The organism is Methylobacterium isbiliense, from assembly GCF_022179325.1.
GTDB classification, from domain to species: Bacteria; Pseudomonadota; Alphaproteobacteria; order Rhizobiales; family Beijerinckiaceae; genus Methylobacterium; species Methylobacterium isbiliense.
Window position 1 is genome coordinate 33,980 of record NZ_BPQQ01000005.1, and the last position, 14,386, is coordinate 48,365.

Genomic DNA, 14,386 nt, shown 5'->3' on the forward strand with positions numbered 1-14,386 from the left:
CTCCGCCCGCATCCGCTCAGGCGGCGGCGAGCCCGGCCTCAAGGCGGGCGCGGGCCTCGGCGACGTCGAATCCCGGCGCGGCCGCCCGGTTCAGGTGCGCCAGCGCGGCCTCGGCCCGGCGCAGGGCGGTGCCGGCGAGCGCCGGGGCCGCGGCCGCGACGCCCTCCATCTCGGCGCGCTCGCCGTTGCAGTGGAGCGCGACGTCGCAGCCGGCCCGGAACGCGGCCCGCGTCCGGTCGCTGAAGCTGCCCGAGAGCGCCTTCATGGACAGGTCGTCGGTCATCAGAAGGCCGTCGAAGCCGATCGCGCCGCGGACCACCTCCGCGATCACCCGCGCGGAGGTGGTGGCCGGGCCGTCGGGGTCGATGGCCGAGAAGACGACGTGGGCCGACATGGCGAGCGGCAGGTCGCGCAGCGCCCGGAACGGCCGGAAGTCGCGGGCCTCCAACTCCTCGCGCGCGGCCTCGACCACCGGCAGCGCGAGGTGGCTGTCGGCGGTGGCGCGGCCGTGGCCGGGCATGTGCTTGATCACCGGCAGGACGCCGCCGGCCAGCAGGCCCTCGGCCACCGCGCGGCCGAACACCGCCACGGTCTCGGGGTCCGTCCCGTAGGCGCGGTCGCCGATCACGTCGCTCGCGCCCGGCACCGGCACGTCGAGGACCGGGGCGCAATCGACCGTGATGCCCACCGCCGCGAGATCGTGCGCCATCAGCCGGGCGCCGAGGCGCGCCAGGGCCGGGCCGGTCTCGGGGCCTCCGGCGCTGAGATAGCGGCGGCCGGACGGATAGGCGGGCCAGTGCGGCGGTCCCATGCGCTGCACGCGCCCGCCCTCCTGGTCGATCAGCACCGGCGCGTCCGCGCGGCCGACCGTCTCCCGCAGGGCGTCGGTGAGCGCCCGCACCTGCTCGGGCGAGACGATGTTGCGCTTGAACAGGATGAAGCCCCAGGGCCGCGTCTCGCGGAAGAAGGCGGTCTCCTCGGGGCTCAGGGTCGGGCCGGCGCAGCCGAGGATCAGGGCAAGGCTCGTCATCGACGGCGTCTCGTCGTTCGAGGAGGGGGCGTCGGCCCCGCAGCGTACGGGCGCCGCCCGGTCCGGCCGGCTCCCGACGAGCAAGGCCTCGCCGTGCCCGGCCGCGCGGTGCGGGGCGACTCAGTTCTTGGCGACGAAGCAGGGACCGCCGGCGGCCTGCAGCTTGCCGCACAGGCCGTTCGCGCTCTCCTTCGACATCGGGCCGACACGGACGCGGAAGATGGTCTTGCCGTTGACCTCCGCCTGGCGGATCAGCGGCGACTGGCCGGAGAGTTCGGCGCGGTAGCGCTCCTGCGCCTGGACGAAGGCCGCGCGGGCCTCCTTCTCGGTGGCTCGCACCGAGAGCTGCACCGAGTAGCCGCCGACCGGCGCCTGGGTGTCGGCGCTCGGGGCGGGCGTCGGCGCCGGGGCGGGCCTGACCGGGGGCGGCTCGGCGGAGGCCAGCCGCTGCACGGCCGGCTTCGTCGACGACACGGTCTCGGCGGCCTGCGGCTCCGGCGCCGGGGTGGCGGTGGCGGCCTGCAGCGAGCGGGTGGCCGCGCGCGGCGTGGCCGGGGCCGGGGCGGCGTCGGGCAGCGTCATGGTCGGGATCGGCGGGGCGGCGGGGCCGCCCTGCGTCCCCTGCGCGGCGCGCTGCGCCTCGAACGGCGGCGGCTCGGGCTTCACCGAGACGGTGCGCACGCGGCGCGGCTCGCCGAGCGATTCGGTCAGCATGTTCACGGGCGCGCCGCTCGCCGGGGCGGGCGTGGCGGCGGTGGCGGCCTCGTTCACCAGCGCGCGGGCAGCCTGCTTGACGTCGAGGGGCTGCTCCTCGCGGTTGACGATCCGGATCTGGCCGTCCTTGGCGTTGCGCTCGTAGATCTGCTTGTTCTGGTCCGGGAACTCGACGCCGCCGGCGGCCTGCGGTGCCGGCGCGATCTTCAACGGCGCCTGATCGGCCATCACGACGATCGGCGTGCCGGCGGTGCGGCCCGGATGGAGGGCGCGCCACGTCAGGGCGCCGCCCACCGCCACCGCCACCACCGCGAGCCCGCTGCCCACCAGCATCAGCCGCCGGCGGCCGCGGGGCCGCTCCGGCGCCGGTTCGGGCGCGGGCTCCTCCACGGCGGCGGGGGCCTCCGGCTCCGGCACGGCTTCGCGCTGGACGGCGGCGAGGTACTGGTTGAAGGCGTCGGCCGGCGTGCCGGGCGGCGCGGGCTCCGCCTCCGGACCGTAGCTCGGGATCGTGGGCTCGACGCGGCCGGTGCCGCCCTCGTCGGCCGGGGGCCGGCGCGATTCCTTGGCCGCCAGCAGCGCCCGGAAGGGGTCGTCCTGCCCGACGATTCGGGCGAGTTCCGCCAGCGGGTCGCCCTTGGCGGCGCCGATGCCCGGACGCGCGGCGAGCGGCTGCCGGACCGGCTCGAACCCGTCGTCGACGGGGATCCGGGAAGCGTTGGTCGTCATGGCGGCCCCATCCTGTTCACGTTCGCATCGCCTCACCGCGTTCGCTCCCGGCGCGGCGACGCCTGCCGCCTCTCCCCGGCCGGGGTCGGCGTCATCCAACCATGCTGCCGACCCTCCACCGCGGAACGCCTGCGCGGGACGCCCGGTTCACCGCATCTCGTCGGGCGCGGTGACGCCGAGGATCCCGAGGCCCGAGGCGATCACGCCCCGCAGCGCCGCGACGAGGGCCAGCCTCGACAGGGTCGACTTTCGGTCGGTCTGATTAACAAACCGTAATTGCGGCAAGTCTTTGCCCTTGTTCCAAAAACTGTGGAGCGCGCTGGCCAGGTCGTGCAGGTAGAAGGCCAGCCGGTGCGGTTCGTGGGCGGAGGCGGCCGATTCGACCACCCGCGGGTACTGGGCGACGAGGCGCATGATCTCGACCTCGCCGGGGTCGCTGAGGAGCGAGAGGTCGGCGTGGGCGAGGGCGGCACCGGAGAAATCCTCGTCGGGAAACGCCTCGCGGGCCTGCCGGAAGACCGAGGAGGCCCGGGCATGCGCGTACTGGACGTAGAAGACCGGATTGTCCTTGGACTGCTCCACCACCTTGGCGAGGTCGAAATCGAGGGTGGCGTCGTTCTTGCGGTAGAGCATCATGAAGCGGACGGGGTCGCGCCCGACCTCGTCGATGACCTCGCGCAGCGTGACGAACTCGCCCGCGCGCTTGGACATCTTCACCGGCTCGCCGCCGCGCAGCAGGCGCACGAGCTGGCAGAGCTTCACGTCGAGGCTGGCGCGGCCTTCCGACACCGCCCGTACCGCCGCCTGCATCCGCTTGACGTAGCCGCCGTGATCGGCCCCGAGCACGTCGATGAGCTCGGTGGCTCCCCGTGCCAGCTTGTCGGCGTGGTAGGCGATGTCGGAGGCGAAGTAGGTGTAGGAGCCGTCCGACTTCAGCAGCGGCCGGTCGATATCGTCCCCGAAGGCGGTGGAGCGGAACAGCGTCTGCTCGCGGTCCTCCCAATCCTCCGGCAGCTGCCCCTTGGGCGGCGGCAGGCGTCCGACATAGACGAGGTCCCGAGCGCGCAGGCTCTCGATCAGCGCCGCGACGGCGCCCCCTTCCCTACCCCCTCCCTGGCCCCCTTGCCCCTGGAGCGTGCGCTCGGAGAAGAAGACGTCGTGGCGGATGCCGAGCGCGGCGAGGTCGTCGCGGATCAGGTCCATCATCGCCGCGATGGCGAAGGCGCGCACGACCGGCAGCCATTCCGCCTCCGGCCGGTCGAGGAGGGACCGGCCATGCGCCGCGGCGAGCCCCTGCCCCACCGGCCTGAGGTAGTCGCCCGGGTAGAGCCCCTCCGGGATCTCGCCCACCGGCTCGCCGAGGGCCTCGCGGTAGCGCAGGAAGGCGGAGCGGGCGAGCACGTCGACCTGCGCCCCCGCATCGTTGATGTAGTACTCGCGCACCACCGCCCGGCCGGCCGCGGCGAGCAGGCTCGCCAGCGCGTCGCCGAACACCGCGCCGCGCCCGTGGCCGACATGCATCGGCCCGGTGGGGTTGGCCGACACGTATTCCACGTTGACGAGGCCGGGCTTGGCCGCGCCGCGCCCGAACGCCGCGCCCTGGCCGAGAGCGGCGCGGATCACCGCGGCGTAGACCTCGGGGTCGAGGCGCAGGTTGAGGAAGCCCGGCCCGGCGACGCTCGCCTCGGTGACGCGGGGATCCCGGCGCAGCTCGGCGGCGAGCAGCTCCGCCAGCGCCTTCGGGTTGGTGCGCGCCTCCTTGGCCAGGACCAGGGCGGCGTTGGTGGCGAGGTCGCCGTGGCTCGGGTCGCGCGGCGGCTCGACCACGACCCGGCCGAGATCGAGCCCCGCGGGCAGGTGTCCGGCGCGCGTGAGGGTGGCGAGCGCCTCGCCGATGCGCTCCTCGAAGGCGGCGAAGATGTTCATGGTGCGACCGAAGCTGACCGGGGGCTTGGCGCCGCGCCGCGACGCCGTGAGCCCCGAAAGCCGGGCTCATCTCACGGCCGGGGGCCTCGCCGCAAGCGACAGAGAACCTGCGCCGGAACCCGCCGGTGGCCAAGGCGGCGCATCCATGACAGGATCCGGGGGATGACCGAGACCAACCTGCACCCCTTCACCATCGAAGTCGCACCCCTGACCTCTCCGAAAGGCAAGTTCGGGTGGGCGATCCGCCGGAACGGCAAGCTCCTCGAACGGTCGGACCGGCCGCACGACAGCGAGGACAAGGCCCACAGCAGCGCCCTCTCGGCGGTGGAGCGGGCCTTCCGCTCCCCCGCGGATGCGCGGCGGCGCTGAGACCGAGACCGTTCGCCGACGCGTCCGACGCGTCGGCGAACGATGCGGCGCCGGGCGAGGCCGGGCGCGGGGCGGCGAGGGCCTCAGCCGGCCGAGCGCACCACCCGGCTGATCGCGAGCGGGGGGCGCCCGGATTTCTCGGCGATCTCGCGGTCCTGCGCCTCGATGATCTCGCGGGCCGGCGCATCGCCGTCGAGCCCGTTGAGGGCGGCGCGGGGCACGCGCCGGTTCGAACGGCGCGACCCGTCCTCGTAGTAGACGTCGAACAGGACGAAGCCGCTCTCCTGCGGCTTGGGCTTCTGCTTGGAACGCAGCATTCTTCCGAACTCTTCCGTAAGGCGCGACGATTCGGGCGGCCGGCCGTGGCCGGACGCCGGGTGGAGGGCCCGGACCCCCGCACGGGTGCGGGCCGCCCGGCGCAGACCTTCATCGGGTCGGGCCGGGCGGCCCGCTGGCGTCAGTCCGTGTCGGGCGACTCGTCGGGACCGGAGGCGTCGGAGGGCCGTTCGGGCGCGGGGGCTGCCTTGGTCTTGGCCGGGCGGCGTTTCGCCGCCGGGACCTCGACCGTGGGCAGGGGCGCGAGCCGTGCCACCCGTTGCCTGAATTCCTCGTCGGACGGGCTGCGCGCCGTGCCCGTGATGGACGTCTTGGCCATGGTCGGCCCGATCTGAGTTGCCCGAACAAGCACCCGTGGCGGGGAACGGGCAGAGCGCCCCGCGCGACGGGATCGTCGCGGGACGCGCTCCGACTCCTTAGATGATGCAGGGGCGGCCGGTCTGCCAGGGGCATGGGTACAGAGCGCGGCCGTGCCGCACCGGTTTCAGCCCTCCCGGGCCATCTCCCGCAGGTGGCGCACGATGCCCGAGAAGTCGGTGCCGCCGTGGCCGGCCTCCTCGAAGGCGGCGTAGAGCGCCTCCGCATGCGCCCCGAGCGGCGTCGCCGCGCCGGCCTCCCGCGCGGCTTCCTGCGACAGCCGCAGGTCCTTCAGCATCAGGGCCGCGGCGAAGCCCGGCTTGTACTCCGCGTTGGCCGGCGAGGTCGGCACCGGCCCCGGCACCGGGCAGTAGGTGGTGAGCGACCAGCACTGGCCCGAGGAGGTGGAGGCGACGTCGAACAGCGCCTGGTGCGACAGCCCGAGCTTCTCGGCGAGCACGAACGCCTCCGACACCCCGATCATCGAGATGCCCAGGATCATGTTGTTGCAGATCTTGGCCGCCTGCCCGGCGCCGGCCCCGCCGCAATGCACCGCCTTGCGGCCCATGCGGGCGAGGAGCGGCTCGGCGCGCGCGAAGGCCTCGGGCGACCCGCCCGCCATAAAGGTCAGCGTCGCGGCCCTGGCCCCGCCGACGCCCCCGGAGACCGGGGCGTCGAGGCTCGCCAATCCCCGCTCCGCCGCCTTGGCGTGGGCCGCCCGGGCGCTCGCCACGTCGATGGTCGAGCAGTCGACCACCAGCGTGCCGGGCGCGAGAAGCGGCAGGATCCCGTCGAGGACGGCGAGCACGTGCCGGCCCGCGGGCAGCATGGTGATCACCGCCTCGGCGCCCGCCACCGCCGCCGCGGCGGAGTCCGCGACCGCCACGCCCTCCCGGCGCGCGGCCTCGCAGGCCGCCGGCACGAGGTCGAAGCCGGTCACCGCATGCCCGGCCTTCACGAGGTTGGCCGCCATCGGCCCGCCCATGTTGCCGAGGCCCAGGAAGGCGAGTGTGGTCACGGGGGATCTCCCTCAGAAGGTATTCTGTTTGACGGAATGCGGATCCCGGAATGGCTTGGGGGCGTGATCCGCTCCTTTGCCGACAGGAACGCCGAGCGGCTGTTCCGCGACGAGCCGGTTCGGGCTTCCGCTGGCAGGACGGGGACGCGTTCGCGGTCGAGATCGTCGACTCTCACTGAGGACGACCCATGCGCGATGAGACGCTCGATCCCATCCATCCCGGCGAGATCCTGCTGGAGGACTTCCTCAAGCCGCTCGATGTGAGCCAGAACCGGCTGGCGCGCGACATCGACGTGCCGGTGAGCCCGGTCGCGGGCATCGTCAGGGGGGAGCGCGCCATCACGGCCGACACCGCCCTGCGCCTCGCCCGCTTCTTCGGCACAAGTGCCGAGATGTGGCTCGGCCTGCAATCCGACTACGATCTGCGGATGGCCCGCCGTGCCGCGGGGCCGGAGATCCAGGCCCGGGTTCGTCCCCTCGCGGCCTGATCCCCCCGTCACGGCCGCACCAGACCGCGCGCCACGATCAGCCGCATGATCTCGTTCGTGCCCTCCAGGATCTGGTGGACGCGCAGGTCCCGCACGATCTTCTCGATGCCGTATTCCGACAGGTAGCCGTAGCCGCCGTGGAGCTGCAGCGCCTCGTTGGCGACCCGGAAGCCCGTGTCGGTGGCGAAGCGCTTGGCCATCGCGGAGCGCTGCGTCGCGTCCGGGTCGCCGCGGTCGAGGCTGGCGGCGGCGGCATAGAGCATCACGCGGGCGGCCTCCAGCTCGGTCGCCATGTCGGCGAGGCGGAACTGCAGGGCCTGGAACGCGTCGAGGCGCTGCCCGAAGGCGCGGCGCTCGGCGAGGTAGGCGAGCGTCCGGTCGAGGGCGCTCTGGGCGCCGCCGAGCGAGCAGGCGCCGATGTTGAGCCGCCCGCCGTCGAGGCCCGCCATCGCGATCCTGAAGCCGATGCCCTCCTGGCCGAGCCGGTTGGCCGCCGGCACGCGGCACTCCTCGAAGACGACCTGCCGGGTGGGCTGGGCGTTCCAGCCCATCTTGCGCTCGTTCTCGCCGAAGGACAGGCCGGGCGTGCCCGCCGGCACCACGAGCGTCGAGATGCCCCGCGGCCCCGGCTCGCCGGTGCGCACCATCGTCACGTAGAGGTCGGCGGCGCCGGCGCCCGAGATGAACTGCTTCGTCCCATTGAGCACGTAGGCGTCGCCGTTCCGCCGCGCGGAGGTGCGCAGCGACGCGGCGTCGGAGCCGGCGCCGGGCTCGGTCAGGCAATAGGCGGCCAGCAGGTCCATCCGGCACAGGCCCGGCAGCCAGCGCCCGCGCTGGTCCTCGGAGCCGAACCGGTCGATCATCCCGGCCGCCATGTTGTGGATCGAGAGATAGGCCGACACGGTCGGGCAGCCCGTCGCCAGCGCCTCGAAGATCAGGGCGGCGTCGAGCCGGGTCAGGCCGGAGCCGCCATGCTCCTCCCGCAGGGTGATCCCGCCCATGCCGAGGGACGCGGCCTCGCGCAGCACATCGACGGGAAAGTGCTTGCGCGCGTCCCAGTCGAGGGCGTGGGGCGCGATCCGCTCCGCCGCGAAGTCCCGCGCCATGTCGCGGACGGCGATCTGGTCCTCCGGCAGCGCGAACAGGGTCACGGCGGGCCTCCCTGGCAGTGCGGTGTCGTGCGTGCGCCGCTTCACGGCGCGGCGCCCCTCCTCCCCTGGCGGGAGGTCGAGGCGAGGGTCGCCGCGCAGGAAGCCGCGCGGCGCCCCCGGGTCCGGCCCCTCCCGGCGGCGGAAGGGGCCGGGCGCCCTACTGCATGATCGGCATCGAGAACTGCGCGCCTTCCTTCACGCCGGAGGGCCAGCGCGAGGTGACGGTCTTGGTCTTGGTGTAGAAGCGGATCGAGTCCGGCCCGTGCTGGTTGAGGTCGCCGAAACCCGAGCGCTTCCAGCCGCCGAAGGTGTAGTAGGCGAGCGGCACCGGGATCGGCACGTTGATGCCGACCATGCCGACATTGACCTTGGCGGCGAAGTCGCGCGCCGCGTCGCCGTCGCGGGTGAAGATCGCCACGCCGTTGCCGTACTCGTGCTCGGAGGGCAGGCGCAGCGCCTCGGCGTAGTCCTTCGCCCGCACCACCGACAGCACCGGCCCGAAGATCTCCTCCTTGTAGATGCGCATCTCGGGCGTGACGTGGTCGAACAGGCAGCCGCCGAGATAGAACCCGTTCTCGTAGCCCTGCAGCGTGAAGCCGCGGCCGTCGACCGCGAGCGTGGCGCCTTCCTTGAGCCCGATCTCGACGTAGTTGCGCACCCGCTCCAGCGCTGCCTTCGTCACCAGCGGGCCGTAATCGGCGCTCGGATCGGTCGAGGGGCCGATCTTGAGGGATTCCACCCGCGGGATCAGCTTCTGCATCAGGGCGTCGGCGGTCTTCTCGCCCACCGGCACCGCCACCGAGACCGCCATGCAGCGCTCGCCCGCCGAGCCGTAGCCCGCACCCATCAGCGCGTCGACGGCCTGGTCCATGTCGGCGTCCGGCATGATGATCATGTGGTTCTTGGCGCCGCCGAAGCACTGGGCGCGCTTGCCCGTCGCGGCGGCGCGGGCATAGACGTACTGGGCGATGTCGGAGGAGCCGACGAAGCCCACCGCCCGGATCAGGTCGTCGTCGAGGATCGCGTCCACCGCCTCCTTGTCGCCGTTGACGACGTTGAGGATGCCGGCCGGCAGCCCCGCCTCGATCATCAGCTCGGCAAGGCGCATCGGCACGCCCGGGTCGCGCTCGGACGGCTTCAGGATGAAGGCGTTGCCGCAGGCGATGGCGGGGGCGAACTTCCACATCGGGATCATCGCCGGGAAGTTGAACGGCGTGATGCCCGCCACCACGCCGAGCGGCTGGCGCATCGCGTAGATGTCGATGCCCGGCCCCGCCCCTTCGGTGAACTCGCCCTTCATGAGCTGCGGGATACCGCAGGCGAACTCCACCACCTCGACGCCGCGCTGGATGTCGCCCTTGGCGTCCGGAATCGTCTTGCCGTGCTCGCGGGCGAGCAGGTCGGCGAGACTGTCGGTCTCCTTGGCGATCAGGTCGAGGAAGCGCATCATCACCCGCGCGCGCCGCTGCGGGTTGGTGGCGGCCCAGGCGACCTGCGCGCGGGCGGCGTTCTCGATCGCGCCCCGCATCTCCGCGGCGCTCGCCAGCGCCACGCGCCCGATCACCGAGCCGTCCATCGGCTGGAAGATGTCCTGGTGGCGGCCGGAGCGGCCCGCCACGTGCTCGCCCCCGATGAAATGCCCGACCTCGCGCATCGCGTTCTCTCCCTGTCCGTGGCCTCGGATCGCCATTGGCCGGCACCTTGCCCTGCCTTAATGCAGAAAGGAATGGGCATGAACGCGGAACGGATGTGCGTGGATGCGGGAGGGCGACGGCGGCCACTGGGATGATTACCGCTTCGCGCTCGCGGTGTTCCGGGCCGGCACGGTCTCGGCGGCGGCGCGCCGGCTCGGGGTCGACCACGCCACGGTGATCCGCCGCATCGACCGGCTGGAGCGCCATCTCGGCGAGCGGCTGTTCCACCGCCGCGCCTCCGGCTACGTCGCCACCGAGGCGGGCCAGGCCATCGCCGCCACCGCGGACGCGGTCGAATCCGCGATCATCAACGGGCAGAGCGTCGTCGGGCGCTCGGCGGCGCGGCTGACCGGCACGGTGCGGATCGGTGCGCCGGACGGGTTCGGCAGCGCCTTCCTGGCCCCGCGCCTCACCGGCCTCGTCGAGCGCCACCCGGACCTCGACATCCAGCTCGTGGCCACCGCCCGCCTGTTCAGCCTCTCCAAGCGCGAGGCCGACATCGCCATCGGCCTGAGCCTGCCGCAGGAGGGCCGGATCGTCGGGCGCAAGCTCACCGACTACGACCTCAAGCTCTACGCCTCGCCCCTGTACCTGCGGCGCTTCCCCGCGATCGCGAGCCGGCGCGACCTCGAAGGCCACCGCTTCATCGGCTACATCGAGGAACTGCTCTACACCCCCGAACTCGACTACCTGCACCACGTCTCGCCGGCGATCTCCGCCCGGCTGCGCAGCGCCAACCTCAACGCGCAGCTTCACGCGGCGGTGGCGGGGGTGGGCCTCGCGGTGCTGCCCTGCTTCATGGCGGCGGACCGGCGCGACCTCGTCTGCGTGCTGCCCGACGAGGTCACGCTCACGCGCAGCTTCTGGCTGCTGATGCACGCCGACAGCCGCGATCTCGCCCGCATCCGCGCGGTGGCCGAGCACATCTACGCGGTGGTGGAGCGCGACCGGGAGGTGTTCTTCGGGCGGCGCTGAGCCCGGCGGCCCGGGCGCCGCGCGCTCCCCCGTCCGAGACGTCGCGTGTCCCGGAGACGCCGCCTCCGGCGGCGCTTTGTCGCTCCGCCCGGCGCCAGCCTGCGACTTGTCTGATTCCTCAGAGTAACCAGTGTCTTTGTAGGGGAATTTTTACCTTACGACCTTAATGCATACTGCGAGCTCGGCGCGAAGGGCGGGGATCGATCATCATGACATTTGCGGTTAAAGATGCGATGCTTGAGGCAATCGATCGGTCCCAGGGGCGGATCGAATTCGATCTCGATGGCACGATCCGGTTCGCGAACCCGTCGTTCCTCAACGTAATCGGCTACCGACTGGATGAGATCGCCGGACGGCACCACAGCATGCTGGTGCCGCAGGCCGAACGGGAGAGCGAGGCCTACCGGCAATTCTGGGACCGGTTGCGGCAGGGGGAATTCCAGGCGCGCGAGTTCAAGCGCGTTGCCAAGGACGGCCGCGTCATCTGGATCCAGGCCTCCTACAATCCGATTCTGGACCGCCGCGGGCGTCCGCGCCGGATCGTGAAGTTCGCCACCGACATCACGGCGCGCAAGGAACGCGACGCGCTGTTCGAAGGCCAGATCAGCGCGCTGAACCGCTCGCAGGCGGTGATCCACTTCTCCCTCGACGGGACCATCACGGAGGCCAACGAGAATTTCCTCGCGGCGATGGGCTACAGCCGCGACGAGCTGCGCGGGCGCCATCACAGCCTGTTCGTGACCGAGTCCGAGCGCGCCTCTCCCGCCTACGCGTCGTTCTGGAAGAGCCTCGCCGAGGGGCGCCATCACGCGGGCGAGTTCCGGCGCGTCGGCAAGGGCGGCCGGGAGGTCTGGATCTTCGGGGCCTACAACCCGGTGCTGGACGGCGACGGCAAGCCCTGTGCGGTGGTGAAGTTCGCCACCGACGTCACGCAGCAGGTGCAGGACCGGCTGCGGCGCGCGGAGGGCCAGCGCAGCATCGAGGCCGACATCGAGGCGATCACCCACGCGATGAGCGCCGTGGCCCAGCAGGCGGGCGCCACCACCCGGACGGCGGTGGAGACCTCGCACAACGTCCAGGCGGTGGCCGCCGGCGCCGAGGAATTCGCCTCCTCCATCGATGAACTGAGCCAGCACGCCACCCGGGCGAAGACGGCGGCGGATTCCGCCGTGGAGCGGGCGCAGGCCGCCAACACCATCTTCTCCGGCCTGACCCGGGCGACCGACCGGATCGGCGAGGCCGTCACGCTGATCCGCATGATCGCCAACCAGACCAACCTCCTGGCGCTCAACGCGACGATCGAGGCGGCCCGGGCCGGCGAGGCGGGGCGCGGCTTCGCGGTCGTCGCCGCCGAGGTCAAGGCGCTGGCGGGCCAGTCCTCGCGGGCGACGGAGGAGATCGGCAAGCAGATCGCCGCCGTGCAGGACGCCACCGCGCAGGCCGTCTCGGCCATCGACGTGATCTCCCGGAGCATCGCCGACCTGAGCGAGATCTCGCTCAGCGTGTCCTCCGCGGTGACCGAGCAGTCGGCCGTGACACGGGAGATGTCGCTGAACATGCAGAACGCCGCCGGCAGCGTCGCTTCCGTGCGCCAGACCATGGAGACCATCGCGCAGGCCGCCGAGGAGGTCGACGCCTCGGTGCGCAAGGTCGCGGCCGCGGCGCGGGCCCTGGCCTGAGGCTCGGCCGCGGCTCCGGGCGGGGTTGCGGCCGGCCCGTCGCTCGGGCGCGTGGCCCCGCAATCGTTCCGCCGCCGGCACGCCGGCCGCCCCGGCGCGGCCGGACCCCGCTCTAATCCCGGCCGCCCGGCCACGTCACCCAGTGCAGGTCCGGCGTCGTCGGGAACAGCCGCCGGTGCTGGCTCACCGCGTAGTTGTCGGTCATGCCGGCGATGTAGTCGGCGACGCGCCGGGGTGTGCGCGGGTCGTCCGGGCCGGACAGGCCCGCCCGCCACTCCTCGGGCATGAAGCCGGGGTCGGCCGTGAAGGCGCCGAACAGATCCCGGACGATCCCGGCCGCGCGGGCGCGCACCGCCATCACGCCCGGGTGGCGGTACATGCGGGCGAACAGGAAGGTCTTGATGTCCCGGTCGGCCGCGGCGATCGGGTCCGAGAAGGCGGCCACGGGCGCGCCGGCGCCCCGGATCGCATCCGCATCGGCGGGCGCGAGGCGGGCGAGGCGGCGCCCGGTCTCGGCGATGACGTCCTCGACGAAGCGCGTGATCACCCGGCGGGTCAGCTCGTGGATCACCCGCGAGCGGTCGAGGACGGGATGGAGCCTCGCGATCTCGGCCAGCAGGTCCGCGAGGAACGCCACCTCGCGCAGGTCGTCCAGGGCGAACAGGTCGGCGCGCAGGCCGTCGTCGAGATCGTGGGCATCGTACGCGATGTCGTCGGCGAGCGCCGCCACCTGCGCCTCCAGGCCCGGATGGGTGGCGAGCGCGAGATCCTGCACGGCGCTGTACTCGGTGATCGCCGCCGGGATGCCGGTCGCGGCGTAGCGCGGCGTCGGCGCGCCCGCGGGCGTGAGCAGCGGGCCGTTGTGCTTGACCAGACCCTCGAGCGTCTCCCAGGTGAGGTTCAGCCCGTCGAACGCGGCGTAGCGCCGCTCCAGCCGCGTGACGAGGCGCAGGGCCTGCGCGTTGTGGTCGAAGCCGCCCTGCCCGGCCATGCAGGCATGCAGCGCGTCCTCGCCGGTATGCCCGAAGGGCGTGTGGCCGAGATCATGGGCGAGCGCCAGCGCCTCGGCGAGGTCCTCGTCGAGACCGAGCGCGCGGGCGAGCGCGCGGGCGATCTGGCTCACCTCCAGGGTGTGGGTGAGCCGGGTGCGATAGTGGTCGCCCTCGTGATGCACGAAGACCTGCGTCTTGTGCTTGAGGCGCCGGAAGGCCGCCGAGTGCACCACCCGGTCGCGGTCGCGCTGAAAATCCGAACGGGTCGGCGAGGCGGGCTCGCCGATCAGGCGCCCGCGCGAGGCCGCCGGATCGCAGGCATAGGGCGCCCGCCACCGCTCACCGTTGCTGCCGCGCACGTTCGCGTCCCTCCGCCCTCCGACGCCGGAGACCGTTCGTGGCAGAAAATGGGGCGTCCTCCCAGCGGCGGGGGAGAGCCGGTCCACTGCGAACGCGCCGCAGCCGGCACGGAACCGGGCCGGCCGTCCCGCCCGCGGCCCCGATCCTGTTGCGGTCGCGCGCGTCCGTTCCTATCTTGCACCGCAGCCAGACGGTCGAGACAGCCCCATCCGCCGATGACCGAGATCACGCTCACGCCGCGCGCCGCGCGCCGCATCAACGAGATCATGGGCAGCGAGCCCCCCGGGTCCATGCTGCGCATCAGCGTGAACGGGGGCGGCTGCTCCGGCTTCCAGTACGCCTTCGACATCGCGCAGGACCGCGCGGGGGACGACAGGGCGGTGGAGCGCGACGGCGCCACCGTCCTGGTTGACCCGCTGTCGTTCGAGTACATGCGCGGATCGACCATCGACTTCGTCAACGACCTGATCGGGCAGTCCTTCAAGATCGAGAATCCGCAGGCCACCGCGTCCTGCGGCTGCGGCACCTCCTTCTCGCTCTGAACCGCCCTTCCCCTTTCGCGGAAACC

14 protein-coding genes are annotated in these 14,386 nt (G+C 72.8%); 5 read left to right on the forward strand and 9 right to left on the reverse strand.

Features of this window, described 5'->3' with window-relative positions; genetic code table 11:
- Positions 1–16 precede the first annotated feature (16 nt).
- From nagZ to argS, 3 genes are all read right to left on the reverse strand, one after another.
- On the reverse strand, positions 17–1,030 hold the full coding sequence (nagZ, locus tag MFF61_RS02765) for a beta-N-acetylhexosaminidase (RefSeq protein WP_238233592.1): 1,014 nt from the start codon (positions 1,028–1,030) through the stop codon (positions 17–19).
- Positions 1,031–1,150: 120 nt separating this feature from the next.
- Positions 1,151–2,473: an SPOR domain-containing protein gene (locus tag MFF61_RS02770; RefSeq protein ID WP_238233593.1), complete on the reverse strand. Its 1,323-nt coding sequence runs from the start codon at positions 2,471–2,473 to the stop codon at positions 1,151–1,153.
- A gap of 147 nt (positions 2,474–2,620) precedes the next feature.
- Positions 2,621–4,399 (reverse strand): arginine--tRNA ligase, encoded by a 1,779-nt coding sequence (argS, locus tag MFF61_RS02775; protein WP_238233594.1) that lies wholly within the window; start codon positions 4,397–4,399, stop codon positions 2,621–2,623.
- 162 nt (positions 4,400–4,561) lie between these two features.
- Here argS and MFF61_RS02780 point away from each other — a divergent pair, with 162 nt between their 5' ends.
- A complete protein-coding gene (locus MFF61_RS02780) occupies positions 4,562–4,768 on the forward strand; it encodes a hypothetical protein (RefSeq protein WP_238233595.1) in 207 nt (68 codons plus the stop codon).
- A gap of 83 nt (positions 4,769–4,851) precedes the next feature.
- Here the strand turns inward: MFF61_RS02780 and MFF61_RS02785 are convergent, their stop codons facing one another.
- The 3 genes from MFF61_RS02785 to mmsB all read right to left on the reverse strand — a co-directional run bounded on the left by MFF61_RS02785 (position 4,852) and on the right by mmsB (position 6,479).
- The gene (locus MFF61_RS02785; protein WP_238233596.1) at positions 4,852–5,085 is read right to left on the reverse strand and encodes a hypothetical protein; all 234 of its coding nucleotides are present in this window, start codon (positions 5,083–5,085) and stop codon (positions 4,852–4,854) included.
- Positions 5,086–5,225: 140 nt separating this feature from the next.
- Positions 5,226–5,423 (reverse strand): hypothetical protein, encoded by a 198-nt coding sequence (locus tag MFF61_RS02790; RefSeq protein ID WP_238233597.1) that lies wholly within the window; start codon positions 5,421–5,423, stop codon positions 5,226–5,228.
- 165 nt (positions 5,424–5,588) lie between these two features.
- Positions 5,589–6,479, reverse strand: a complete 891-nt coding sequence (gene mmsB, locus MFF61_RS02795; protein WP_238233598.1) for a 3-hydroxyisobutyrate dehydrogenase — start codon at positions 6,477–6,479, stop codon at positions 5,589–5,591.
- 188 nt (positions 6,480–6,667) lie between these two features.
- Here mmsB and MFF61_RS02800 point away from each other — a divergent pair, with 188 nt between their 5' ends.
- Positions 6,668–6,967 (forward strand): HigA family addiction module antitoxin, encoded by a 300-nt coding sequence (locus MFF61_RS02800; protein ID WP_238233599.1) that lies wholly within the window; start codon positions 6,668–6,670, stop codon positions 6,965–6,967.
- An 8-nt stretch (positions 6,968–6,975) separates the two neighbouring features.
- Here MFF61_RS02800 and MFF61_RS02805 read toward each other — a convergent pair whose 3' ends face one another.
- A complete protein-coding gene (locus tag MFF61_RS02805) occupies positions 6,976–8,118 on the reverse strand; it encodes an acyl-CoA dehydrogenase family protein (protein WP_283205959.1) in 1,143 nt (380 codons plus the stop codon).
- A gap of 157 nt (positions 8,119–8,275) precedes the next feature.
- Positions 8,276–9,772, reverse strand: coding sequence for a CoA-acylating methylmalonate-semialdehyde dehydrogenase (locus MFF61_RS02810; protein WP_238233600.1), 1,497 nt, complete (start codon positions 9,770–9,772; stop codon positions 8,276–8,278).
- 103 nt (positions 9,773–9,875) lie between these two features.
- On the opposite strand from MFF61_RS02810, the gene MFF61_RS02815 reads away from it, so the two are divergent.
- Both MFF61_RS02815 and MFF61_RS02820 read left to right on the forward strand, forming a co-directional pair.
- The gene (locus MFF61_RS02815; protein WP_238233601.1) at positions 9,876–10,787 is read left to right on the forward strand and encodes a LysR family transcriptional regulator; all 912 of its coding nucleotides are present in this window, start codon (positions 9,876–9,878) and stop codon (positions 10,785–10,787) included.
- A gap of 233 nt (positions 10,788–11,020) precedes the next feature.
- Entirely contained in the window at positions 11,021–12,466 is a 1,446-nt protein-coding gene (locus tag MFF61_RS02820) for a methyl-accepting chemotaxis protein (RefSeq protein WP_238233602.1), read from the forward strand.
- 112 nt (positions 12,467–12,578) lie between these two features.
- Here MFF61_RS02820 and MFF61_RS02825 read toward each other — a convergent pair whose 3' ends face one another.
- Complete coding sequence (locus tag MFF61_RS02825; RefSeq protein WP_238233603.1) at positions 12,579–13,817, reverse strand: deoxyguanosinetriphosphate triphosphohydrolase; 1,239 nt, start codon at positions 13,815–13,817, stop codon at positions 12,579–12,581.
- A gap of 216 nt (positions 13,818–14,033) precedes the next feature.
- Here MFF61_RS02825 and MFF61_RS02830 point away from each other — a divergent pair, with 216 nt between their 5' ends.
- The gene (locus MFF61_RS02830) at positions 14,034–14,360 is read left to right on the forward strand and encodes a HesB/IscA family protein (protein WP_238233604.1); all 327 of its coding nucleotides are present in this window, start codon (positions 14,034–14,036) and stop codon (positions 14,358–14,360) included.
- The last annotated feature ends 26 nt before the right edge of the window (positions 14,361–14,386 follow it).

Coding starts and splice junctions, on each gene's coding strand:
- MFF61_RS02785 (WP_238233596.1), bottom strand. CDS start 5,085: ATGCTGCGTTCCAAGCAGAAGCCCAAGCCGCAGGAGAGCGGCTTCGTC.
- MFF61_RS02800 (WP_238233599.1), top strand. CDS start 6,668: ATGCGCGATGAGACGCTCGATCCCATCCATCCCGGCGAGATCCTGCTG.
- nagZ (WP_238233592.1), bottom strand. CDS start 1,030: ATGACGAGCCTTGCCCTGATCCTCGGCTGCGCCGGCCCGACCCTGAGC.
- MFF61_RS02780 (WP_238233595.1), top strand. CDS start 4,562: ATGACCGAGACCAACCTGCACCCCTTCACCATCGAAGTCGCACCCCTG.
- MFF61_RS02790 (WP_238233597.1), bottom strand. CDS start 5,423: ATGGCCAAGACGTCCATCACGGGCACGGCGCGCAGCCCGTCCGACGAG.
- MFF61_RS02815 (WP_238233601.1), top strand. CDS start 9,876: ATGCGGGAGGGCGACGGCGGCCACTGGGATGATTACCGCTTCGCGCTC.
- MFF61_RS02770 (WP_238233593.1), bottom strand. CDS start 2,473: ATGACGACCAACGCTTCCCGGATCCCCGTCGACGACGGGTTCGAGCCG.
- argS (WP_238233594.1), bottom strand. CDS start 4,399: ATGAACATCTTCGCCGCCTTCGAGGAGCGCATCGGCGAGGCGCTCGCC.
- MFF61_RS02820 (WP_238233602.1), top strand. CDS start 11,021: ATGCTTGAGGCAATCGATCGGTCCCAGGGGCGGATCGAATTCGATCTC.
- MFF61_RS02830 (WP_238233604.1), top strand. CDS start 14,034: ATGACCGAGATCACGCTCACGCCGCGCGCCGCGCGCCGCATCAACGAG.
- MFF61_RS02810 (WP_238233600.1), bottom strand. CDS start 9,772: ATGCGCGAGGTCGGGCATTTCATCGGGGGCGAGCACGTGGCGGGCCGC.